The sequence below is a fragment of the Kitasatospora purpeofusca genome (assembly GCF_042691725.1).
Classification (GTDB): domain Bacteria; phylum Actinomycetota; class Actinomycetes; order Streptomycetales; family Streptomycetaceae; genus Kitasatospora; species Kitasatospora purpeofusca_B.
This window is the reverse complement of sequence record NZ_CP170483.1, coordinates 3,303,425-3,324,484: the sequence shown is the minus strand read 5'-3', so window position 1 is coordinate 3,324,484 and position 21,060 is coordinate 3,303,425. Positions and strand designations below refer to the sequence as shown.

The window sequence follows — 21,060 nt, the reverse complement described above, 5'->3', positions numbered from 1 at the left end:
AGGGCCCGGCCGCGTCGTGCGGCCGGGCCCTCGCGCGTGCGCGGGGTCAGGCGTGGCCGCCGGCGGCCGCGACGGCCTCGGCCACGGTGGCGTCGCCGCCGACCAGTTCCAGGGTCTGCCCGGCGGTGCCGGGCTCGTGCAGCAGCGCGGCGAGCACGGCGGCGACGTCCTGCCGGTCGACCGACCCGCGCGGCACGCTCGGCGCGAGCCGGACCAGGCCGGTGCCCGGGCCGTCGGTGAGGCGCCCGGGGCGCAGCACCGTCCAGTCCAGCGAGGTACGGGCCCGGACGGCGTCGTCGGCGGCGCCCTTGGCCCGCAGATAGGTCTCGAACACCTCGTCGGACGGGTACCGGGCCCGGGCGTCGGCGCCCATCGAGGAGACGATGAGGTAGCGGCGCACGCCGGCCAGTGCGGCGGCGTCGGCGAGCAGCACGGCGGCGTCCCGGTCGACGGTGAGCTTGCGGGCGGCCCCGCTGCCCGCTCCGGCGCCGGCCGCGAACACCACGGCGTCGGCGCCCTCGACCAGCCGGGCGAGTTCGGGCGGGGCGGCCGCCTCCAGGTCGAGCAGCAGCGGTTCGGCCCCGGCGGCGACGAGGTCCTCGGCCTGTTCGGGGCGGCGGACGATCCCGGCGGGGCGGTCGCCGCGGTCGGCGAGCAGCCGTTCCAGCCGTAGGGCGATCTGTCCGTGGCCCCCGGCGATGACGATGCGCATGGCTCCGACGGTAGCCCGGGAGCGCGCCCGGCGCCCCGGGAGCGGTCCCGTGGTGCCGGGCGGACGGCCGGGCAGGACACAATGGGCGCATGACTTCGCTCGCCCACCCGCAGCTGCGGTTCACCCCCGAGGTGAACACCCCCTCCGGCCCCCGGGAGTTGGTGATCCTCGGCTCCACCGGCTCGATCGGCACCCAGGCCATCGACGTGGTCCTGCGCCACCCGGACCGGTTCCGGGTGGTGGCCCTGTCGGCCGCCGGCGGCCGGGTGGAACTGCTGGCCGAGCAGGCGCTGCGGCTGGGTGTGCACACCGTGGCGGTGGCCGATCCGGCGGCCGGGCCGGCGCTGCGCGAGGCGCTGGCCGCGAAGGCGGCGGGCCGTGCGCTGCCGGCCGTGCTGACCGGCCCGGACGCGGCGACCGAGCTGGCCGCGACGGAGTGCCACTCGGTGCTGAACGGCATCACCGGCTCGATCGGCCTGCGCCCGACGCTGGCGGCGCTGCGGGCCGGCCGGGTGCTGGTGCTGGCCAACAAGGAGTCGCTGATCGTCGGCGGTCCGCTGGTGAAGGCGGTCGCGAAGCCGGGGCAGATCGTGCCGGTGGACTCCGAGCACGCCGCGCTGTTCCAGGCGCTGGCGGGCGGCACCCGGGCCGAGGTCCGCAAGCTGGTGGTGACCGCGAGCGGCGGCCCGTTCCGCAACCGCGGCCGCGCCGAGCTGGCGGGCGTCACCCCGGCGGACGCGCTGGCGCACCCGACCTGGGCGATGGGCCCGGTCGTCACGATCAACTCGGCCACCCTGGTGAACAAGGGCCTGGAGGTGATCGAGGCGCACCTGCTGTACGACGTGCCGTTCGACCGGATCGAGGTCGTGGTCCATCCGCAGTCGGTCGTCCACTCGATGGTGGAGTTCACGGACGGTTCCACGCTGGCGCAGGCGAGCCCGCCGGACATGCGGATGCCGATCGCGCTGGGCCTGGGCTGGCCGGACCGGGTACCGGACGCGGCCCCCGCCTGCGACTGGACCAAGGCGGCGACCTGGGAGTTCTTCCCGCTGGACAACGACGCCTTCCCGGCGGTCGAGCTGGCCCGCGAGGTCGGCACGCTGGGCGGCACCGCCCCGGCGGTGTTCAACGCGGCCAATGAGGAGTGTGTGGAGGCCTTCCTGAACGGCCGCCTCGCCTTCACCGGGATCGTGGACACTGTGGCGAAGGTCGTGGCGGAGCACGGCAGCCCCGCGGCGGGAACTTCGCTGACGGTGGAGGACGTCCTGCACGCGGAGGACTGGGCGCGCGCCCGGGCCCGCGAGCTGGCCGCGGGCTGATCCGGGGCCGCCCGGACGGCACCGCCGGACGACCGGTACGACGACAGGATGAGCGGAGTGGCATGACGGAGGAGCAGCGGTGGCAACGGTGATGACGGTGGTCGGCATCCTGGTCTTCGTACTGGGACTGCTCTTCTCGATCGCCTGGCACGAGCTCGGCCACCTCTCCACGGCCAAGCTGTTCGGCATCCGGGTGCCGCAGTACATGGTCGGCTTCGGCCCGACGATCTGGTCGCGGAAGAAGGGCGACACCGAGTACGGCCTCAAGGCCGTCCCGCTGGGCGGCTACATCCGGATGATCGGGATGTTCCCGCCCGGCGCCGACGGGCGGATCACCCAGCGCTCCACCTCGCCCTGGCGGACCATGATCGAGGACGCCCGGGAGGCCTCCTACGAGGAGGTCAAGGAGGGGGACGGGCACCGGCTCTTCTACACGCGCAAGCCGTGGAAGCGCGTGATCGTCATGTTCGCCGGGCCGTTCATGAACCTGATCCTCTCCTTCGGGCTCTTCCTGACGGTGCTGATGGGCTTCGGCGTCCCGATGTCGGTGCCGACCATCGGCACCGTCTCGGAGTGCGTCGTCAAGGCCGGCCGGCCGACCGACACCTGCCCCGCGGACGCGCCCGCGGCGCCCGCCTTCCAGGCCGGGCTGAAGCCGGGCGACAAGGTGGTCTCCTTCGACGGCGACCGGATCACCACCTACGAGCAGCTCCAGGGCGACATCCGCAGGTCGGCCGGGAAGAGGGTCGACCTGGTGGTCGAGCGCGGCGGGCAGCAGCTCACCCTCACCCCCACCATCGCCGTCAACGACGTGCAGAAGTACGACGCCGACGGGATGCCCGTCAAGGGCGAGACGGTGCGGGCCGGCTTCCTCGGCTTCACCCCGACCAGCGGCGTGGTCCAGCTCGGCTTCGGCCAGTCCCTCGACCGGATGTACGACATGGCGGAGAACGGCGTGAAGTCGCTCGCCGCGCTGCCCGGCAAGATCCCCGGCCTCTGGCACTCGGTGGTGGACGGCACCCCGCGCGAGGCCGACTCGCCGATCGGCATGGTCGGCGCGGCCCGGGTCAGCGGCGAGGTGTTCGCACTGGACATCCCGGGCAGCCAGCGGGTCGCCTACTTCGTCAACCTGCTCGCCGGGATCAACCTCTCGCTGTTCCTCTTCAACATGCTGCCGCTGCTGCCGCTGGACGGCGGCCACATCGCGGGCGCGCTCTGGGAGTCGGTGCGCCGCCGCTTCGCCCGGCTGTTCCGCCGGCCCGACCCCGGCCCGTTCGACGTGGCCCGGCTGATGCCGGTCGCCTACGTCGTGGCCAGCGTGTTCATCGGCTTCACGCTGCTGGTGATGGTGGCCGACCTGGTGAACCCGGTCAAGATCAGTTAGACCGGCGGGACGGCGGGTGCGCGGGCGCCCGTTCCCGTGCCGTACCGTTGGAGCCCGGGCGCGCGAACGTCGGCGCGCCCGGGCTCGGCCGTCCCAGCGGCGGCCGCACCGACCACACCTCAACCCCGGGGAACCCTGCGCACATGACCGCGATCTCGCTCGGTATTCCGTCTCTGCCGCTCAAGCCGCTCGCCAAGCGCCGGGTCTCCCGTCAGATCATGGTCGGCAACGTGCCGGTCGGCGGCGACGCCCCGGTCTCGGTGCAGTCCATGACGACCACGGTGACCTCGGACATCAACGCCACGCTGCAGCAGATCGCGGAGCTCACCGCCTCCGGCTGCCAGATCGTGCGGGTCGCCGTCCCCTCCCAGGACGACGCCGACGCGCTGCCGATCATCGCCAGGAAGTCGCAGATCCCGGTGATCGCCGACATCCACTTCCAGCCGAAGTACGTCTTCGCGGCCATCGACGCCGGCTGCGCCGCGGTCCGCGTCAACCCGGGCAACATCAAGGCCTTCGACGACAAGGTCGGCGAGATCGCCAAGGCCGCCAAGGACGCCGGGGTGCCGATCCGGATCGGCGTCAACGCCGGCTCGCTCGACAAGCGCCTGCTGGAGAAGTACGGCCGGGCCACCCCCGAGGCGCTGGTCGAGTCCGCGCTCTGGGAGTGCTCGCTGTTCGAGGAGCACGACTTCCGCGACATCAAGATCTCGGTCAAGCACAACGACCCGGTCGTGATGATCAACGCCTACCGCCAGCTCGCCGCCGCCTGCGACTACCCGCTGCACCTCGGCGTCACCGAGGCCGGCCCCGCCTTCCAGGGCACCATCAAGTCCGCGGTGGCCTTCGGCGCGCTGCTCGCCGAGGGCATCGGCGACACCATCCGGGTCTCGCTCTCCGCCCCGCCGGCCGAGGAGATCAAGGTCGGCAACCAGATCCTGGAGTCGCTCGGCCTGCGCCAGCGCGGTCTGGAGATCGTCTCCTGCCCGTCCTGCGGCCGCGCCCAGGTCGACGTCTACAAGCTCGCCGAGGAGGTCACGGCCGGCCTGGAGGGCATGAACGTGCCGCTGCGCGTCGCCGTCATGGGCTGCGTCGTCAACGGCCCGGGCGAGGCCCGCGAGGCCGACCTCGGCGTCGCCTCCGGCAACGGCAAGGGCCAGATCTTCGTCAAGGGCGAGGTCATCAAGACCGTCCCCGAGTCGAAGATCGTGGAGACCCTGATCGAGGAGGCGTTCAAGATCGCCGAGCAGCTGGAGGCCGAGGGCGTCGAGTCCGGCGCGCCGACCGTCACCGCCGGCGAGTGACCCACCCCGGTGTCGGGTAGGTCCGCGCAGTTCTTCCGGAAGCGGGGCCGTCCGTGCGCGGGCGGCCCCGCGGCCGTGTGCGGGTGGGGCCGGGGAGTAGGGTGCGGCCAGAGTCGTCTCAGTAAGGTGCTGTCTCGATGCTCGATCGAGGTGTGATGCTCCCCAGCTCGTTCCAGGCCGCCCGCGCCCTGGCGACCACCCGCGTGCTGGAACCGCCGGACCTGGCCGACGCCCTCGCCGTCCTCCACCGCGACCCGGTCACCAACGCCTTCGTCGCCACCCGGGTGGAGGCCGTCGGCCTCGACCCCTGGCGGCTCGGCGGCGAGATGTGGGGCTGGTACGACGAGCAGGGCGAACTCGACGCGCTCTGCTACGCGGGGGCCAACCTGGTGCTGGTCGACGCCGGTCCGCAGGCCGTCCAGGCCTTCGCCGAGCGTGCCCGCCGGCAGGGGCGCCGCTGCTCGTCCATCGTGGGCCCGGCCGGGCCCACCGCGGCGCTGTGGGCGCTGCTGGAGCGCAGCTGGGGGCCGGCCAGGGAGGTACGGGCCCACCAGCCGCTGCTCTCGACGAGCGTGCCGTCCGCCGAGATCGGGCCGGATCCGCTGGTGCGGCGGGTGCGCCGGGGCGAGATCGACATCCTGATGCCGGCCTGCGTGGCGATGTTCACCGAGGAGGTCGGGGTCTCCCCGCTGGCCGGCGACGGGGGGCTGCTCTACCAGGCCCGGGTCGCCGAACTCGTCTCCACCGGGCGCTCGTTCGCCCGGTTCGGGGAGGACGGGAAGGTCGTGTTCAAGGCGGAGATCGGGGCCGTCACGGCGGGCGCCTGCCAGATCCAGGGGGTCTGGGTGGCGCCCGAGCACCGGGGGCAGGGGCTCTCCGAGACCGGGATGGCGGCCGTGCTGGACATCGCGCTGCGGGAGGTGGCGCCGGTGGTCTCGCTGTACGTCAACGACTACAACCTGCGGGCGCGGGCCGCGTACCGGCGGGTGGGGTTCCGGGAGGTCGGGGCGTTCATGAGCGTGCTGTTCTGAGGGGCGGGGGACGGGACATGGGCCGGGTGGCCGGAGTGGTGATCGAGGCCATTGACCTCGCGGCGTGGGCTCCGCAGGCGCTCGACGTGCAGGCCGTGGCGTTCGGGCTCACGCCGGAGGAGGTCATGGTCCGGCTGCACATCGTCGGGCGGCACGCCCAGCAGCCCGGGGTGATCGCGTTCGGGGCGTTCGGCGGCGGGCGGCTGATCGGGTTCGGGTACGGCATGCCCAACCACCGTGAGCACTGGTGGAGCACGGTGATCGAGCCCTACCTGGTCGCCCGGGGGCACGGGGACTGGCTGGACGGCGTCTTCGCGGTCACCGAACTGCACGTGCTGCCGGAGTTCCAGGGGCGGGGCGTCGGCTCGGCGCTGATCCGCACGCTGACCGGGCGGTCCGGGATGGACCGCAGCATCCTCTCCGCGATCGACGCCGAGACGCCGGCCCGGCGGCTCTACCGGGCGCTGGGGTACCGGGATCTCGCGCGGGCCGTGCACTTTCCGAACACGGAGCGGCGGTACGCGGTGATGGGGGCGTCGTTGCCGTTGCGGGGGGCGGGCGGGGCCGGTTCGGCTCACAGCGCGCCGGCGAACTCCAGGTAGAGCTCGGCCTCGGGGCGGCGGTTCGCGGCGAGGGCGGTCAGGGCGAGGTCGACGGCGCGGACCAGGGTCCAGCCGCGGAGGCGGTCGCGGTCGACGTCCAGGGCCTCGGCGAGCTGGTGCAGGCGGCGGCGGACGGCGGCGGGGACGCCGGGGGAGCCGACGAGGGTGTCCGCGCGGTCGAGGGCGAGGCGGGCCAGGTCGTAGGCGCGTTCGCCGACCAGGGGGCGCGGGGCGATCGCCAGCCAGGGGGCGCGGTCGGCGGCGAGGACGTTGCCGTGGTGGAAGTCGCCGTGGAGCAGGAACCGCTCGGTGGCGGAGGCGGTGAGGGCGGTGGCGGTTTCCCGGGCCTCGGTGAGGAGGGGGGTGGCTTCGGGGAGGGCGGGGGCGGTCTCGGGGAGGGTGAGGGCGGCCTCGGGGAGGGCGGGGCCGGGGGGATCGGGGAGCGGGAGCCAGAGGCGGTGGAGGAGGCTGGTGGCTTCCAGCATGGCCTTGGGCTCGGCGAGGGAGCGCAGGGGGACCTCGCCGTGCAGGCGCTCCAGGAGGAGGACGCCGGAGGTGGGGGTCCGGTGGGCGTCGAGGAGGAGCACGGCGCCGCGGCCGGCCCAGGTGGTGAGGGCCTCGGGCTCGTGGGCGGTCGCGGGGGTGCGGAGGGAGACCTTGAGGGCGGCCGGGGTGAGGTCGTCGTTGCGGTGCACGTAGGCGACGAGGCTCAGGGTGCCGCCGGGGTCCAGGACGCGGTCCAGGGTGAGGTCGAGGCGGGTGAGCTGGGCGGCGACGAGGGCGGGCAGGTCGGCCAGCCAGCCGGCCGCCTCGGCGGGGTGGGCGGCGGTGATGCTGTGCGTGAGCCAGTCGGGGGCGGTGATCTGTCCTGGGGCGGGTGCCGACATGCCGGCCTTCCGGTCGCGGGTGACCTGGAGTGGTACGGGTCCATTGTCCGTTATGGGGGGATGAGGTGGGTCAGCGGCGCGGGGCGGGGGTGGGCGGGTGTGGCGCGGGCGGGGTCTGGCGGGCGCGCGGCTTCGCCTCGCGCCCGGTCAGGGGTGGGGGTGACGGTGGGGGTGTTGGGGATGCCGGGGAAGGGGGTGGGGGCGGCGCCCCAGTGGGTGGCGCGGAGGGCGCATTCGCGCAGGGCGTCGGCGGCGAGGGGGCGGGTGGGGGCGGGGGCGGAGGCGACCAGGTCGGCGTAGACGGTGGTGAGGCGGGTTTCCAGGTGGGCGGCCAGGCGGGTGGCGGCGGGGGCGTCGGCGACCGGGAAGGGGAGCTGGTAGCCGGCGGCCGCGGCGGTGGGGGTGGCGCCGGTGCCGGTGAGGAGGCGCTGCCAGGCGTCGCGGCGGGACTGGTGGGCGGCCAGGGCGGTGCGGGCGTCGGTGCGCTGCTGGTCGTCGGGGAGGCGGGCACCGACCACGCCGTAGCCGTAGATGGCGGCGTGTTCGGCGCTCAGGGCGTCCTGGAAGGGGGTGGCCGCTTCGCCGGCGGCGGGGGTGGGGGACGCGGTGGGGGTGGGAGTGGGGCTGGTGGTCGGGGCGGGGTCGCCGAGGGCTGCGGCGTGCAGGATGCCGGCGGCGGAGACGGAGGCCAGCAGGCGGGCCAGCTGCGGGGAGGCGGCGCCGAGGTCGGCGAGGCGGGACTGGGCGGTCTGGCGTTCGAGCGCGGCCAGGGCGGGGAGGGTGGTGGGGGCGGTGGTGGCCGGGGTGGTGGCCGGGGTGGTGGGGGGAATGGTGGTGGAGGGCTGGAGGGCGGCGCGGTGCTGGGCGACCTCGGCGCGCAGCGACTGGAGCTGGGGGGCCTGGGGGAGGAGGGCGTCGTAGCCGGCGAGGAGGGTGTCGGTGGCGGCGACGGCGCGCAGGCGGATGGGCTCGTCGGGGTCGGGGCGGCGGTGGCCGGCAGAGGTGGCGGGGTCGGTGCCGCTCCCGCCGGTGCAGGCGGTGAGGGTCGCGCCGGCGGTGAGGAGCAGCCCGAAGGTCAGAAGGGTCCGTCGGCTGGGCGGCTGCATGGGTGTCACTCCGGGGCGTGTACGGGAGGACGGCCTGCCCGCCTGCCCTCGTTGGCGTGAATGATTACAGAATCCTCACGTCCGCGGGCGCGGTTGGGGTTCGCGGCCGAGCTGTGTGAGCTTGCTCGCACCGGGTGAGCAGGGGCCGGGGCCGGAATCGGTGGTTGGGGGGTTCACCGGCTAGGCTTTGGGCCGAGCTGCCGCGACCCGGCCGTGCGCCGTACCGGCGCCGGGGGTGCGGCGCGACCTTCCGACAACAGCAGACGCGGCCGAGGAGTCCACCCGGATGAGCACCACCCACATCGACCGGCTGCGCGCGTTGCTGGAGCCGCTGGCCGCGCAGGCGGGCCTGGACCTGGAGGACGTCAAGGTCACCCAGGCGGGCAGCCGCCGCCAGGTGCAGATCGACGTGGACGCCGACGGCGGCGTGGATCTGGACGCCATCGCGGAGTTCAGCCGGGTGGTCGGCGAGGCCCTCGACGAGTCGGACGTGATGGGTTCCGGGGCGTACGTCCTGGAGGTCGGTTCGCCGGGCGCCGAGCGTCCGCTGGGCGTGCCGCGGCACTGGGTCCGCGCCGAGGGCCGGCTGGCCAAGATCCACCTGGTCGACGGCGGGGAGATCGTCGCGCGGGTGCTGGAGGCGGACGAGGACGGCGCGCTGGTCGAGGTGCAGCCGGTGAAGGGCCGTGGCCGGCCCAAGGAGCGCCGTCTGGAGTACGGCGAGGTCGCCCGTGCGCGGGTCCAGGTGGAGTTCAACCGCAAGGACGACGAGCTGCTGCTCGACGAGGGGGACGACGGTGCGGAGTGAGGACCTGCGCACCGACCGCACCATGATGAACGTGACGAAAGACGAGGAGGCGTAGCCGTGGACATCGACATGAGTGCCCTGCGCACGCTGGTCAGCGAGAAGAACATCCCCTTCGGCCTCGTGGTCGAGTCGATCGAGTCGGCCCTCCTCACCGCGTACCACCGCACCGAGGGCTCGCGCCGCCGCGCCCGGGTCGAGCTGGACCGCAAGAGCGGCCATGTGACCGTCTGGGCGACCGAGGACGCGTCGGAGCTGGAGGAGGGCGTCGAGCCGAAGGAGTTCGACGACACCCCGAGCGGTTTCGGCCGGATCGCCTCCAGCATCGGCATGCAGGTCATGATGCAGCGGCTGCGCGACGCCGCCGACGACCAGACCTTCGGCGAGTACGCGGGCAAGGAGGGCGACATCGTCACCGGTGTCGTCCAGCAGGGCAACGACCCGAAGAACGTGCTGGTCGACATCGGCAAGCTGGAGGCCATCCTCCCGCCGCAGGAGCAGGTCCCGGGCGAGGACTACCGGCACGGCACCCGGCTGAAGTGCTACGTCGTGGCCGTGCGCCGGGGCGTGCGCGGGGCGTCGGTGACGCTGTCGCGCACCCACCCCAGCCTGGTGAAGAAGCTGTTCGCGCTGGAGGTCCCGGAGATCGCGGACGGCAGCGTGGAGATCGCGGCGATCGCCCGTGAGGCCGGCCACCGGACCAAGATCGCGGTCTGGTCGCGCCGCCAGGGGCTGAACGCCAAGGGCGCCTGCATCGGTCCGATGGGCTCCCGGGTGCGCGCGGTGATGGGCGAGCTGCACGGCGAGAAGATCGACATCGTCGACTGGTCGGAGGACCCGCGCGAGATGGTCGCCGCCGCGCTGTCCCCCGCCCGGGTGACCAGCGTGGAGATCGTCGACGCCCTGCAGCGCTCCGCACGGGTGATCGTGCCGGACTACCAGCTCTCGCTGGCGATCGGCAAGGAGGGGCAGAACGCCCGCCTCGCGGCCCGTCTCACCGGGTGGCGGATCGACATCCGGCCGGACACCGAGGGCGGCGAGCAGGAATCCGCGGCCCAGTAGTCGTTGTTGTCCGGTTGTCCCCGCCGTTCCCCTCGGGGTCGGCGGGGCGGCGCCATGTCCCTTCGGAGGGGTAGACTTGCCTTCGTCTGGCTGGACGCATGTCCGAGCACGCCCGGAACGCACCTGCGTGGGCTGCCGCAAGCGCGCGGCCAAGCACCAGCTGTTGCGTGTCACGGCGGTCGAGGGCGTCTGCGTCCCTGATCCCCGTGGCGCACTGCCGGGCCGGGGCGCACACCTGCATCCCGATCCGGCCTGCCTCGACCTCGCGGTCCGCCGACGGGCGTTCCCCCGGGCCTTCCGGCTCCAGGGCGCGCTCGACACCGGGCGGCTCCGCGAGTTCATCGAGGAGCGGGTGAGCGACAGCTCCCCGTGACGGCTCGCCGCTCGCGCGGCGGAGAACCACCGCAACAAGCACGGCACACGGGCAGCCGTACGCCGTGCCACCAGTCAGGTACCTCGCGATGTGGAAGTAGGTCGAGATTGCGATGAGCACTCGATGAGTACGCGATGAGTACGCGATGGGTACGCCCATGAAGTAGCGACAGTCCGGCGGACGAGACCCCCGGACTCATAGACAGGAGTGAAGTGGCTAAGGTCCGGGTTTACGAGCTCGCCAAGGAGCTCGGTTTGGAGAGCAAGGCCGTCATGGCCAAGCTGACCGAGCTGGGCGAGTTCGTCCGTTCGGCGTCCTCGACGATCGAGGCGCCGGTCGTACGCAAGTTGACTGACGCGCTTGGTGTGTCCCCCACCGGTGGTGGTTCCGCTGCCAAGCCGGGCCCGCGGAAGCCCGCGGCGCCCCAGCCCGCGGCCGGTTCGGCCGCGGGTGCACCCAGGCCGGGTGCCCCGACCCCGGGTCCGCGCCCCGCGGCCCCCGGTCCCCGTCCCACCCCGGCGGCAGGCCCCGCGGCCGCCGCCCCGGCGCCGGCCGCCCAGGCCGCGCCCAAGGCGTCCGGCCCGACGCCGGGCCCGCGCCCGGCCCCGCGCCCCGCGACTCCGGCCGCCCCCGCGGCCGAGTTCTCCTCGCCGGCCCCCGTGACCGGTGAGACCCAGGCCCCGCGCCCGGCCGCCCAGGCCGCTCAGCCGGCCCAGGCTGCTCAGCCCGCTCAGGCGGCGCGTCCGGCCGGCCCCGCCGCCGGCGGCGGCGCCCGTCCGGGCCCGCGTCCGGCCGGCCCGCGTCCGGGCAACAACCCGTTCACCTCGGGCAGCGCCACCGGTATGGCGCGTCCCGGCGACCGCCGTCCCGGCGCGCCGGGTGCGCGTCCGGGTGCTCCGGCCGGCCAGGGTGGCGACCGTCCGCGTCCGGGTGGCGACCGTCCCCGTCCGGGTGGCCAGGGTGCCCCCGGCGCCGGTGCCCCCCGTCCGGGTGGCGACCGTCCGCGTCCGGGTGGCGACCGTCCCCGTCCGGGTGGCCAGGGTGCCCCCGGCGCCGGTGCCCCCCGTCCGGGTGGCGACCGTCCGCGTCCGGGCGCCCCGGGTGCCCCGGGTGCCGGTGCTCCGCGCCCCGACGGCATGCCGCGTCCGGCCGGCCCGCGTCCGACCCCGTCGGGCATGCCGCGTCCGAACCCGGGCATGATGCCGCAGCGTCCGGCCGGTCCGGGCCCGCGTCCCGGCCCGGGTGGCCGTGGTCCGGGTGGCCCCGGTGGCCGTCCGGGTGGTCCGGGTGCCGGTGGCGCCCGTCCGGGCTTCCAGGGCCGTCCGGCCGGTCCGGGCTCGCGTCCGGCCGGTGGCGGCTTCGGCGGCCCCCGTCCCGGTGGCGGTGCCCCGGGTGGCGGCGGCGGCTTCGGTCCGCGTCCGGGCGGCTTCGGCGGCCGTCCCGGTGGCCCGGGTGCCCGTGGTGGCACGCAGGGTGCCTTCGGCCGTGGCCCCGGTGGCCGTCCGGCCCGTGGTCGCAAGTCGAAGCGGGCGAAGCGCCAGGAGTACGAGGCCATGCAGGCCCCGTCCGTCGGCGGTGTGATGCTGCCTCGCGGCAACGGCCAGACCGTTCGCCTGTCGAGCGGCGCCTCGCTGATGGACTTCGCGGAGAAGATCAACGCCAACCCGGCCGCGCTCGTCTCCGTCATGTTCAACCTCGGCGAGATGGTCACCGCGACGCAGTCGGTCTCCGACGCGACGCTGCAGCTGCTGGCCGACGAGATGGGCTTCCAGCTCGAGATCGTCAGCCGGGACGACGAGGACCGCGAGCTGCTGGAGTCGTTCGACATCGACTTCGGCGCCAACGAGGGCGACGAGGACCAGCTGGCCCCGCGCCCGCCGGTCGTCACCGTCATGGGTCACGTCGACCACGGTAAGACCCGCCTGCTGGACGCCATCCGCAAGTCCAACGTGGTGGCCGGCGAGGCCGGTGGCATCACCCAGCACATCGGTGCGTACCAGGTGGTCACCGAGGTGAACGGCGAGCAGCGCCCGATCACCTTCCTCGACACCCCGGGTCACGAGGCGTTCTCCGCCATGCGTGCCCGTGGTGCCAAGTCCACCGACATCGCGATCCTGGTGGTCGCGGCCAACGACGGTGTCATGCCGCAGACGGTCGAGGCGCTCAACCACGCCAAGGCCGCGGGTGTGCCGATCGTGGTCGCCGTCAACAAGATCGACGTCGAGGGCGCCGACCCGACCAAGGTCCGCGGTCAGCTGACCGAGTTCGGTCTGGTGGCGGAGGAGTACGGCGGCGACACCATGTTCGTCGACATCTCCGCGCGCCAGGGCCTCAACATCGAGCAGCTGCTGGAGGCCGTGGTCCTGACCGCGGACGCCTCGCTCGACCTTCGGGCCAACCCCGAGCAGGACGCGCAGGGTATCGCCATCGAGGCCCACCTCGACAAGGGCCGCGGTGCCATGGCGACCGTCCTCGTGCAGCGCGGTACCCTCCGCGTCGGTGACTCGATCGTGGTCGGCGACGCCTACGGCCGCGTCCGCGCGATGCTGGACGAGAACGGCAACAGCCTCGCCGAGGCCGGCCCGTCCCGCCCGGTGCTGCTGCTCGGTCTGACCTCGGTGCCCCGCGCCGGCGACAGCTTCATCGTCGTCGACGAGGACCGCACCGCCCGCCAGATCGCCGAGAAGCGCTCGGCCCGCGACCGCAACGCCGCCTTCGCGCAGCGTCGGGTCCGGGTGTCCCTGGAGGACCTGGACAAGGCCATCGCCGCCGGCTCCATCGAGCAGCTCAACCTCATCATCAAGGGTGACGTCTCCGGTTCGGTGGAAGCCCTCGAGGACGCCCTCGTCAAGCTGGACGTGGGCGAGGAGGTCGAGCTCCGGGTCCTGCACCGCGGTGTGGGTGCCATCACCGAGTCCGACGTGGACCTGGCGATGGGCTCGGACGCCATCATCATCGGCTTCAACGTGCGCGCCGAAGGCCGTGCGCGCGCCGCGGCCGACAAGGAAGGCGTGGACGTCCGGTACTACTCGGTCATCTACCAGGCGATCGAGGAGATCGAGAACGCCCTCAAGGGCAAGCTCAAGCCGGAGTACGAGGAGGTGCGCCTCGGCGCCGCGGAGATCCGCGAGGTCTTCCGCTCCTCCAAGTTCGGCAACATCGCCGGTGTCCTGGTCCGCGACGGAATCATCCGCCGCAACACCAAGGCCCGCCTGCTGCGCGACGGCAAGGTCGTGGCGGAGAGCCTCACCATCGAGGGTCTGCGCCGCTTCAAGGACGACGCGACCGAGGTCCGCGAGGGCTTCGAGGCCGGTGTGACCCTGGGTTCGTTCAACGACATCAAGGTCGAGGACATCATCGAGACCTACGAGATGCGCGAGAAGCCGCGCGCGTAAGCGAGTGGCTGCCGGGGCCGGTCGACGGGTGGTATTTCCGTCGACCGGCCCCGGTCCTGCTGTGTAGGGTCCGGGGAGCGGTCCGGTTCAGGGCCGCTCCCCGAGGCCTTCCAGGTCGGCTTGACCTGTCACACATGTTCGTGGGAACACTCACCTTCGACCTGCTGCTGGGCGACGTCCACTCGCTCAAGGAGAAACGGTCGATCGTGCGGCCCATCGTGGCCGAACTGCAGCGCAAGTACAGCGTGTGCGCTGCCGAGACCGGGAACCAGGATCTGCACCGCCGGGCCGAGATCGGTCTGGCGGTGGTGTCCGGCGAGGCCGGGTACGTCACCGAGATCCTGGACAGCTGTGAGCGGTTGGTCGCCGGCCGCCCCGAGGTACAGCTGCTCTCCGCCAGGAGGCGCTACCACAACGACGACGACGAATGAGAGCTGTGGAGCAGGGCGGCGCGAGAGTCGCCGTTCTCACACGGATCAGGACCGAGAGCGCCCACAAGGCTGGGCGCGGGCCGGTACTTTGGGGCAGGGGCCCCGACGGGCGCGCAGCACGCCCGAGTACCCGGCCCACTGCACGAGGAGGCAACGTGACCGACACCGCAAGGGCGCGCAAGCTCGCCGACCGCATCCAGGTGGTCGTCGCCCAGACCCTGGAGCGCCGGATCAAGGACCCGCGACTGGGGTTCGTGACCATCACCGACGCACGGGTGACCGGGGACCTGCGCGAGGCCACCGTCTTCTACACCGTCTTCGGCGACGACACCGAGCGTGAGGCCACGGCCGCCGCGCTGGAGAGCGCCAAGGGCGTGCTCCGCTCCGAGGTCGGCAAGCAGACCGGGGTGCGCTTCACCCCGACGCTGACCTTCGTCGCGGACGCCCTGCCGGAGAACGCCCGGAACATCGACGACCTGCTCGACCGGGCCCGGGCCATCGACGCTGCGGTGCGCACCACCGCCGCGGGCGCGACCTACGCCGGTGACGCGGACCCGTACAAGGTTCCGGCGGCCGAGCGTGACGACGAGGACGAGTAGTCATGGCGGGTGAGCCGGCGGCTGCCGGTTCGGCGGCCGGTACCGGCTCGACCACGGGGGCGTCCTCCACCGACACGGTGGAGGGCGCCCTCGCGGTGCTTCCCGGACCGCGCGCCGAGGAGAGCGGGGCCGAGCTGGTCTGGCAGCAGGTGGTCGCGGAGGTCGGGCGGGCCCGCTCGGTCGACCTGATCTGCCACATCTGCCCGGACGGCGACGCGCTCGGCTCCGCGCTGGCGGCCGCGCTGGCCCTGCGTGGCCTCGGCAAGGAGGTCCGGGTCTCCTTCGGCGACGACCCGCAGATCGTCCCCGAGTCGCTGGCCTTCCTGCCCGGCCAGGAGCTGATCGTGCCGGCCGCGGCGGTGCCCGACATCCCCGAGCTGGTGCTCTGCTTCGACGTCGCGGCGGAGAGCCGGCTCGGCCTGCTGCGCGACAAGGCCTTCGCCGCGCCGGTGCTGGCGGTCCTCGACCACCACGCCTCCAACCCCGGCTTCGGCACCCACCAGCTGATCGACCCGACCGCCCCGGCCACCGCCGTGCTGGTGGACGAGCTGCTGCGCCGGCTCGGCGTGGAGCTGGACCAGGACCTGGCGACCTGCCTCTACACCGGCGTCGCCACCGACACCGGCTCGTTCAAGTACCGGGCCACCACCCCGGCGACGCACGAGCTCGCCGCGCGGCTGCTGGCCACCGGCATCCGGCACGACCTCATCGCGCGGCAGCTGTGGGACACCTCCTCCTTCGGCTACCTCAAGGTGCTGGCCGGCGCGCTCGACCGGGCCGTCTACGAGCCCGCGGCGGCGGGCGGGCTGGGCCTGGTGTGGACCTGGGTGCCGTACCAGGACCTGGTGCTGTTCAGCGTGACCGTCGAGGAGATCGAGGGCCTGATCGACATCCTGCGTCGCCCGGCCGAGGCCGAGGTGGCACTGGTGCTCAAGCAGGACCCGGACGGTACGCTGCGCGGCTCCTCGCGCTCCAAGGGCGCGGTGGACGTGGCGGCCGCCTGCGCCGAGCTGGGCGGCGGCGGGCACGTCTTCGCGGCCGGATTCTCCACCCGGGAGGATGTCGCCGTGGTGGTCGAGCGGTTCCGGGCCGCACTGCGGGTTCGGTAGCCGCGCCGCTGTTTCGGTAGCTTTGCGGTGCGGTTGATGTTTGCAGGGCTTTGACAGAGAGAACTTGATGAAGCGCAAAGGCACCGGTCCGGACGGCCTGGTCATCGTCGACAAGCCGGAGGGCATCACCTCGCACGGGGTGGTCGCCAAGCTGCGGTGGCTGGCCGGGACGCGGAAGGTCGGCCACGCCGGCACCCTCGACCCGATGGCGACCGGCGTGCTGGTGATCGGCGTCGAGCGGGCCACCCGGCTGCTCGGCCATCTGATGCTCACGGCCAAGACCTACGAGGCGACGATCCGGCTCGGCCAGACCACCGTCACCGACGACCGGGAGGGCGAGGTCACCTCCTCGGCCCCGGCCGACGCGGTGGGCCGCGAGGCGATCGACGCCGGGATCGCGGCGCTCACCGGCGAGATCATGCAGGTGCCGTCCAAGGTCAGCGCGATCAAGATCGACGGCAAGCGGTCGTACGCGCGGGTGCGCGAGGGCGAGGACTTCGAGCTCGCCGCCCGGCCGACCACCGTCCACGCGTTCACCGTGCACGAGCAGCGCGCGGCGGTGGCCGAGGACGGCACGCCGGTGATCGACCTCGACGTCACCGTGGAGTGCTCCTCCGGCACCTACATCCGGGCGCTGGCCCGGGACCTCGGCGCCGGGCTCGGCGTCGGCGGCCACCTGACGGCGCTGCGGCGCACCAAGGTCGGGCCGTACGGGGTGGAGTCGGCGCGCACCCTGGAGCAGCTGGAGGAGGCGGTCACCGGCGGAACCTCCGGCGGCCCCGGCGCGCCGCTGGAGGTGCTGCCGATCGGCGCGGCCGCGGCCGCCGCCTTCCCGCGCTGGGACCTCGACGCCGACCAGGCCAAGCAGCTCTCGCACGGCGCCCGGCTGAAGGCGCCCGGGCTGGGCGTGGACGGGCCGATCGCGGTGTTCGGGCCGGACGGCACCTTCCTGGCCCTGGTGGAGGAGAAGGGCGGCCAGGCCCGGCCGGTCGCCGTTTTCGTCGGCTGACCGCGCCGCGGGCGACGGCCGGTGCGGGGGAAGTTCACCCGTACGGGGGAGCGCGCGAAGTGAACGGCGGTCGTGAACGGCGCGTGCGCGGTCGGTCCGCGGTCGCGCCGGGCAGGCTCCCCGGCGGCGAGCAGGTCGCCGCGACGAGTCCGCTCCAGGGCCGGCCGGCCCTGCGGGGAGGGCTGCGGGCATGCCGGGACTGCGGGGCTTCAGGGGATGGCCGGGGGAGGACGACACCGCGGCGGCCGGCGACGCCGGCCGTTCGGTGCTGCGGATCCGCGACCGGGACGGACGGCTGCGCGGGCTCGGCTTCGTCGTCGACCGGCAGGGCACCGTCCTCACCGCCCACGAGGTGGTCGCGGGCCTCGACGGGATCGTCCTGCACCTCTCCGGCGGGCAGAGCCGGGTGGTGGCCCCGGACCACGTCCGGCCGCTGCCCGGGCACGGGCTCGCCCTGCTGCGCACCGACCCGGCCGGCGGGCTGCCCGACCCGCCGCTGCCCCTCGCGGCGCCGCCGGAGGCCGGGAGCGGCGAGGGGCTGCTGCTGCCCGTCCCGGTGCGGGGCGAGGGACGTGCGGACGGGCGGACGGCGCTGCTGCGCTGCGCCGCCGCCGGGACCACCGGGGCGGTGGACCCGCAGGCCGACCGCTTCCGTCCGATCGGCGGCGTGCTGCTGTTCGACGTGCCCTCGGCGGCGGACGCGGCGGCGGTGCCGGCCGGGACGCCGGTGCTGGACGCCGGCAGCGGTGCGGTGGTCGCCGTGGTCGCGCCCGGGCTGCGCGCCCCGGGGTGGTCGGGGCCGGTGGCCGCCGTCCCGGTGCGGGGCGCCGGGGCGGTCGAGCCGGAGCTCGCCCAGGTGCTGGCGCGCAACGCGGCCGAGGTGCCCGCGTACGGGCGCGCGCTCAACTTGGCCGGGGTGCTGCGGCTCACCGCCGCCCAGGTCGCGGCGGCGGGCGCGGGCCCGGGCCGGGTGGCCGCGCTGGCGGCCGACCGGGTGGACCGCCCCGACGGCCTCGCGGAGTGGGCCGACCTGCTGGCCGACGGGGGCGCGGCGGGCGCGGGCGGGGCGGCGGACGCCGGCGTGGTGGCGCTGGTGGGAGCGGCCGGCACGGGGCGCAGCACCGAGGCTGCGGCCGTGGCCGCGCGACGCGGGGGCGGGCAGCGGCCACGGCCCACGGTGTGGCTGCGCGGGGCCGATCTGACGGCCGCCGACCTCTCGCTCGCGGGGGCGGTGGAGCGGGCGCTCGCCTCGGCGGCGGCCGGACTGGAGGTGCCGCCGCCGGGGGCGACGGAGGCGGCGGCGCTCTGCGCGGCGGCCGGGCGGCCGCTGCTGGTGGTACTGGACGGGCCGGAGGAGTCGCCGGTGCCGCTCGACGCCGACTGGCTGCGGGTGTCGGCGGGGTGGCTGGCGGCGGCCGGTGCGCGGATGCTGACCGCCTGCGCGCAGGAGGCCTGGGAGGGGCTGGCGCCGGGCGCGGCGGAGGCCGGCGCGTTCCTGGTGCCGGTCGGCGCCGCCGAGCCGCGGGCGGGGGCGGTGCGGGTGGTGGTCCGGCGGCTCGGTCCGCTGCCCGCCGAGGCCGCGGACCGGGTGCGCCGGCGGTACGGGCTGCCGCCGGGGTGGCCGGCGCCGGCGGACGCCCGGCACCCCTTGGCGGTCCGGCTGGCGGGGGAGCTGTGGGCGGAGGGACTGCGCGGGGAGCCGGTGCGCCGCAGCGAGCTGTTCGCCGCCCGTCTCGACCTGTGCTGCCTGCGGGTGGCCCAGCGGCTCGCCGAGGACGGCCGCTCCCGGCGGCCCGGGGCCCACCGGCGGGGCGCCGTCCGGCCGGTGGGGGAGGGCGCCGGGCGGGTGCGGCGGACGGCGGCGGCGGTGGCCGGCCGGGTGCACGAGGCGGCGCGGCGGATGCTCGGCGCCGGGGAGGGCGGCCTGGGCCGGGCCGCGTTCGAGGAGCTGTTCCCGGCGGCCGGCGGGTGGGCGACGGCCGTGCTGGCGGAGGGGCTGTTCGTACCGGCCGGGTCCGGCCACCGCTTCGCCCACGGGGAGTTCGCCGACTGGCTGCAGGGCCTGCACCTGGACCTGGACGCGGCGCTGCGGCTGCTGCTCGGCGAGGCCGAGGACACCCCCTGCCCGCCGACCGGGGGCGAGGGGACCCGGCCGCCCGGTGCGCGCGCCACTGTGCCGCGGCACCGGATCGGCCCGGTGGCCGCCGCGCTCCGGCGGATCGGCGAGACCTGGGGCGCGCCGGCACTGGACCCGTGGCTGCACCGGCTCTGGCGGGCCGTGGACCTGCGCCCGCCGGGCAGCGAGCCCGGCTGGTGGGCCCGCGCGCTGCTCACCGCGGGCCTCGCGGCAAGTCCCGACATCGGCGAACACCGGGCGCTGCTGGAGCAGTTGGCCGACCGGATCGTCGAGCGGTCGGCCGCCGCGGGCGGGTTCGAACGGCTGCCGGCGCACGGGCTCGGCGGGTTCGGGCCGGCGTTCTGGGCCGCCCTGGGGCTGCCGGTGGAGGGGGAACTCGCACTGCTGCGGAGGCTGGTGGCCGCCGACGGGCCGGACCGGCGGTTCCTCGCCGCGGCGGCCGGGCGGCTGCGCGCCGATCCGGCGGGCGTGCTGCCGCTGCTGTGCGCCTGGTTCGACGATCCGCGCGGTCTGCCCGGCCGGCCCGGGGCCACCGTCGCCGACCTCGCGCACGACCTGCTGTTCGCCCACCGGAGCCTGGCCCTGGACGAGTTGACCGAGGCGCTGGCCGCGGCGGCGCACCCCCGGGCGGACGCGCTGCTGGCCGTCCTGGCCGCCGAGGAGCCCTCGGCGCTCTGCCGCGCGGTGGACCGCTGGAGCCACGACCCCCGGCCCGAACGGCACGTCGCCGCCGCGGTGCACGCGCTGCGCACCGCGCCGTACGCGCGCGGCGCCGGGGCGGAACTGCTGCGGTTCACGGCGCTGGCGCTGCTGGACCGGGAGGACGAGCCGGCCCTGCACGGCGCCGCGCTGGCCCTGCTGCTGCGGGACGGACGGAGCCGGGCCGGGCACCTTCCGGCGGCGCTGGCCGCGTACCGGCGCGGCGACGACCGGTTCCTGACCGCGCGGGCGCTGGCCCCGGCGCTGGAGAGCGACCCGGAGCCGGTCCTCGCGGCGCTGGCGGACCGCCTGGACGGTCCGGGCGGCGCGGACCCGGCCGGTGCGCCGGTGGCCGGGACGCTGCGGGTGATGGCCGACGCCCGGGCGCCGCTGGCCGCCCGGCGCGGCGCCGAGCTGGCGGCCCGGCTGCTGCGCGAACGGCCGGTCCTGGCCGGGCCGGTCGCCGTCGACTACCTGGGCCGCCGGCTGGCGCACGGGGCGGTGGAGGGGGCGGTGGCCCGGCTGGAGCTGCGGGTGCTGCTGAGCAGTGCCCTGGCGGCCCGCGCGGTGGCCGTCCGCCGGCCGTTCGCCGAGGTGCTGTCGCGCCCGGTGCCCGACCCGGTCGCGGACGCGCTGCGCTGCGAGCTGCTGGACACCCTGCTGGCCACCGAGGGGGACCCGGAGGTGCTGGCCGCCGCCGTCGCCGGGCTGGCCGAGCACTGCGCGGCCGAGCGGCCGGCACGGGCCCGCGCGGTGCTGGTGCGGGCGGCGGCCGGGCTGCCGGACGCCGACGGGCTGCTGGTGCGCTGCGCCGGCCGGTCGGCGGCCTTCGCCGCGCTGCTGGCGCGCTGGCCGCGGGACGAGCGCCCGGCCCGCCCCGTGGGGCCGCGGCTGGACCGGCTGCGCGCCCTGGTGGCGGCCGGCCGGGACCCGCAGTACGCGGCGGCGGAGGCCGAACGCACGGGCGGCTCCGGGGCGCCGCGGACGCCCGCCGCCGGGCCCCGGCACCCGGCGGTGCGCCCAACCTGCCTTCCGGTGCCGAACTCGGGACAGGCGCATGGCACGCTATAGGGGTTCGGGTTTTGAGCGTTTGAGC

At 75.2% G+C, this 21,060-nt stretch carries 17 protein-coding genes; 14 read left to right on the top strand and 3 right to left on the bottom strand.

All coding sequences use genetic code 11. The annotated features are described in order from the left end of the window. Positions 1-46: 46 nt before the first annotated feature. On the bottom strand, positions 47-712 hold the full coding sequence (locus ACFCLZ_RS13880; protein ID WP_380285209.1) for an NAD(P)H-binding protein: 666 nt from the start codon (positions 710-712) through the stop codon (positions 47-49). A gap of 89 nt (positions 713-801) precedes the next feature. On the opposite strand from ACFCLZ_RS13880, the gene dxr reads away from it, so the two are divergent. From dxr to ACFCLZ_RS13855, 5 genes are all read left to right on the top strand, one after another. Further along, on the top strand, positions 802-2,031 hold the full coding sequence (dxr, locus tag ACFCLZ_RS13875; RefSeq protein ID WP_380285208.1) for a 1-deoxy-D-xylulose-5-phosphate reductoisomerase: 1,230 nt from the start codon (positions 802-804) through the stop codon (positions 2,029-2,031). Between the two features lie 79 nt (positions 2,032-2,110). Further along, positions 2,111-3,415 (top strand): M50 family metallopeptidase, encoded by a 1,305-nt coding sequence (locus tag ACFCLZ_RS13870; RefSeq protein ID WP_380285207.1) that lies wholly within the window; start codon positions 2,111-2,113, stop codon positions 3,413-3,415. A 143-nt stretch (positions 3,416-3,558) separates the two neighbouring features. Continuing rightward, on the top strand, positions 3,559-4,719 hold the full coding sequence (gene ispG, locus ACFCLZ_RS13865) for a flavodoxin-dependent (E)-4-hydroxy-3-methylbut-2-enyl-diphosphate synthase (RefSeq protein WP_380285206.1): 1,161 nt from the start codon (positions 3,559-3,561) through the stop codon (positions 4,717-4,719). A 155-nt stretch (positions 4,720-4,874) separates the two neighbouring features. Beyond that, complete coding sequence (locus tag ACFCLZ_RS13860) at positions 4,875-5,750, top strand: GNAT family N-acetyltransferase (RefSeq protein ID WP_380286159.1); 876 nt, start codon at positions 4,875-4,877, stop codon at positions 5,748-5,750. Between the two features lie 17 nt (positions 5,751-5,767). Beyond that, entirely contained in the window at positions 5,768-6,352 is a 585-nt protein-coding gene (locus ACFCLZ_RS13855; RefSeq protein WP_380285205.1) for a GNAT family N-acetyltransferase, read from the top strand. Here the strand turns inward: ACFCLZ_RS13855 and ACFCLZ_RS13850 are convergent. Continuing rightward, entirely contained in the window at positions 6,325-7,239 is a 915-nt protein-coding gene (locus ACFCLZ_RS13850) for an aminoglycoside phosphotransferase family protein (protein ID WP_380285204.1), read from the bottom strand. The genes ACFCLZ_RS13855 and ACFCLZ_RS13850 overlap by 28 nt on opposite strands. Positions 7,240-7,289: 50 nt before the next feature. Further along, positions 7,290-8,345 carry a ferritin-like domain-containing protein gene (locus ACFCLZ_RS13845; protein ID WP_380285203.1) on the bottom strand — a complete coding sequence of 352 codons (1,056 nt, stop codon included), beginning with the start codon at positions 8,343-8,345 and terminating at the stop codon, positions 7,290-7,292. A 286-nt stretch (positions 8,346-8,631) separates the two neighbouring features. Here ACFCLZ_RS13845 and rimP point away from each other — a divergent pair, with 286 nt between their 5' ends. From rimP to ACFCLZ_RS13800, 9 genes are all read left to right on the top strand, one after another. After that, the gene (gene rimP, locus ACFCLZ_RS13840; RefSeq protein ID WP_380285202.1) at positions 8,632-9,153 is read left to right on the top strand and encodes a ribosome maturation factor RimP; all 522 of its coding nucleotides are present in this window, start codon (positions 8,632-8,634) and stop codon (positions 9,151-9,153) included. Positions 9,154-9,210: 57 nt separating this feature from the next. Next, positions 9,211-10,212, top strand: coding sequence for a transcription termination factor NusA (gene nusA / locus ACFCLZ_RS13835; protein WP_380285201.1), 1,002 nt, complete (start codon positions 9,211-9,213; stop codon positions 10,210-10,212). A gap of 127 nt (positions 10,213-10,339) precedes the next feature. Beyond that, on the top strand, positions 10,340-10,585 hold the full coding sequence (locus tag ACFCLZ_RS13830) for a YlxR family protein (RefSeq protein WP_380285200.1): 246 nt from the start codon (positions 10,340-10,342) through the stop codon (positions 10,583-10,585). Between the two features lie 212 nt (positions 10,586-10,797). Next, positions 10,798-13,980: a translation initiation factor IF-2 gene (gene infB, locus ACFCLZ_RS13825; RefSeq protein WP_380285199.1), complete on the top strand. Its 3,183-nt coding sequence runs from the start codon at positions 10,798-10,800 to the stop codon at positions 13,978-13,980. 134 nt (positions 13,981-14,114) lie between these two features. Then, a complete protein-coding gene (locus ACFCLZ_RS13820; protein ID WP_030397729.1) occupies positions 14,115-14,411 on the top strand; it encodes a DUF503 domain-containing protein in 297 nt (98 codons plus the stop codon). 155 nt (positions 14,412-14,566) lie between these two features. Then, complete coding sequence (gene rbfA / locus ACFCLZ_RS13815) at positions 14,567-15,010, top strand: 30S ribosome-binding factor RbfA (RefSeq protein WP_355372127.1); 444 nt, start codon at positions 14,567-14,569, stop codon at positions 15,008-15,010. A 2-nt stretch (positions 15,011-15,012) separates the two neighbouring features. Then, the gene (locus tag ACFCLZ_RS13810) at positions 15,013-16,119 is read left to right on the top strand and encodes a bifunctional oligoribonuclease/PAP phosphatase NrnA (RefSeq protein WP_380285198.1); all 1,107 of its coding nucleotides are present in this window, start codon (positions 15,013-15,015) and stop codon (positions 16,117-16,119) included. 67 nt (positions 16,120-16,186) lie between these two features. Beyond that, positions 16,187-17,128, top strand: a complete 942-nt coding sequence (gene truB, locus ACFCLZ_RS13805; RefSeq protein ID WP_380285197.1) for a tRNA pseudouridine(55) synthase TruB — start codon at positions 16,187-16,189, stop codon at positions 17,126-17,128. A 190-nt stretch (positions 17,129-17,318) separates the two neighbouring features. After that, positions 17,319-21,035 (top strand): serine protease, encoded by a 3,717-nt coding sequence (locus tag ACFCLZ_RS13800; RefSeq protein WP_380285196.1) that lies wholly within the window; start codon positions 17,319-17,321, stop codon positions 21,033-21,035. Positions 21,036-21,060 lie beyond the last annotated feature (25 nt).

Coding starts and splice junctions, on each gene's coding strand:
- ACFCLZ_RS13880 (WP_380285209.1), bottom strand. CDS start 712: ATGCGCATCGTCATCGCCGGGGGCCACGGACAGATCGCCCTACGGCTG.
- dxr (WP_380285208.1), top strand. CDS start 802: ATGACTTCGCTCGCCCACCCGCAGCTGCGGTTCACCCCCGAGGTGAAC.
- ispG (WP_380285206.1), top strand. CDS start 3,559: ATGACCGCGATCTCGCTCGGTATTCCGTCTCTGCCGCTCAAGCCGCTC.
- ACFCLZ_RS13860 (WP_380286159.1), top strand. CDS start 4,875: ATGCTCCCCAGCTCGTTCCAGGCCGCCCGCGCCCTGGCGACCACCCGC.
- ACFCLZ_RS13855 (WP_380285205.1), top strand. CDS start 5,768: ATGGGCCGGGTGGCCGGAGTGGTGATCGAGGCCATTGACCTCGCGGCG.
- ACFCLZ_RS13850 (WP_380285204.1), bottom strand. CDS start 7,239: ATGTCGGCACCCGCCCCAGGACAGATCACCGCCCCCGACTGGCTCACG.
- ACFCLZ_RS13845 (WP_380285203.1), bottom strand. CDS start 8,345: ATGCAGCCGCCCAGCCGACGGACCCTTCTGACCTTCGGGCTGCTCCTC.
- rimP (WP_380285202.1), top strand. CDS start 8,632: ATGAGCACCACCCACATCGACCGGCTGCGCGCGTTGCTGGAGCCGCTG.
- ACFCLZ_RS13820 (WP_030397729.1), top strand. CDS start 14,115: ATGTTCGTGGGAACACTCACCTTCGACCTGCTGCTGGGCGACGTCCAC.
- ACFCLZ_RS13810 (WP_380285198.1), top strand. CDS start 15,013: ATGGCGGGTGAGCCGGCGGCTGCCGGTTCGGCGGCCGGTACCGGCTCG.
- truB (WP_380285197.1), top strand. CDS start 16,187: ATGAAGCGCAAAGGCACCGGTCCGGACGGCCTGGTCATCGTCGACAAG.
- ACFCLZ_RS13800 (WP_380285196.1), top strand. CDS start 17,319: ATGCCGGGACTGCGGGGCTTCAGGGGATGGCCGGGGGAGGACGACACC.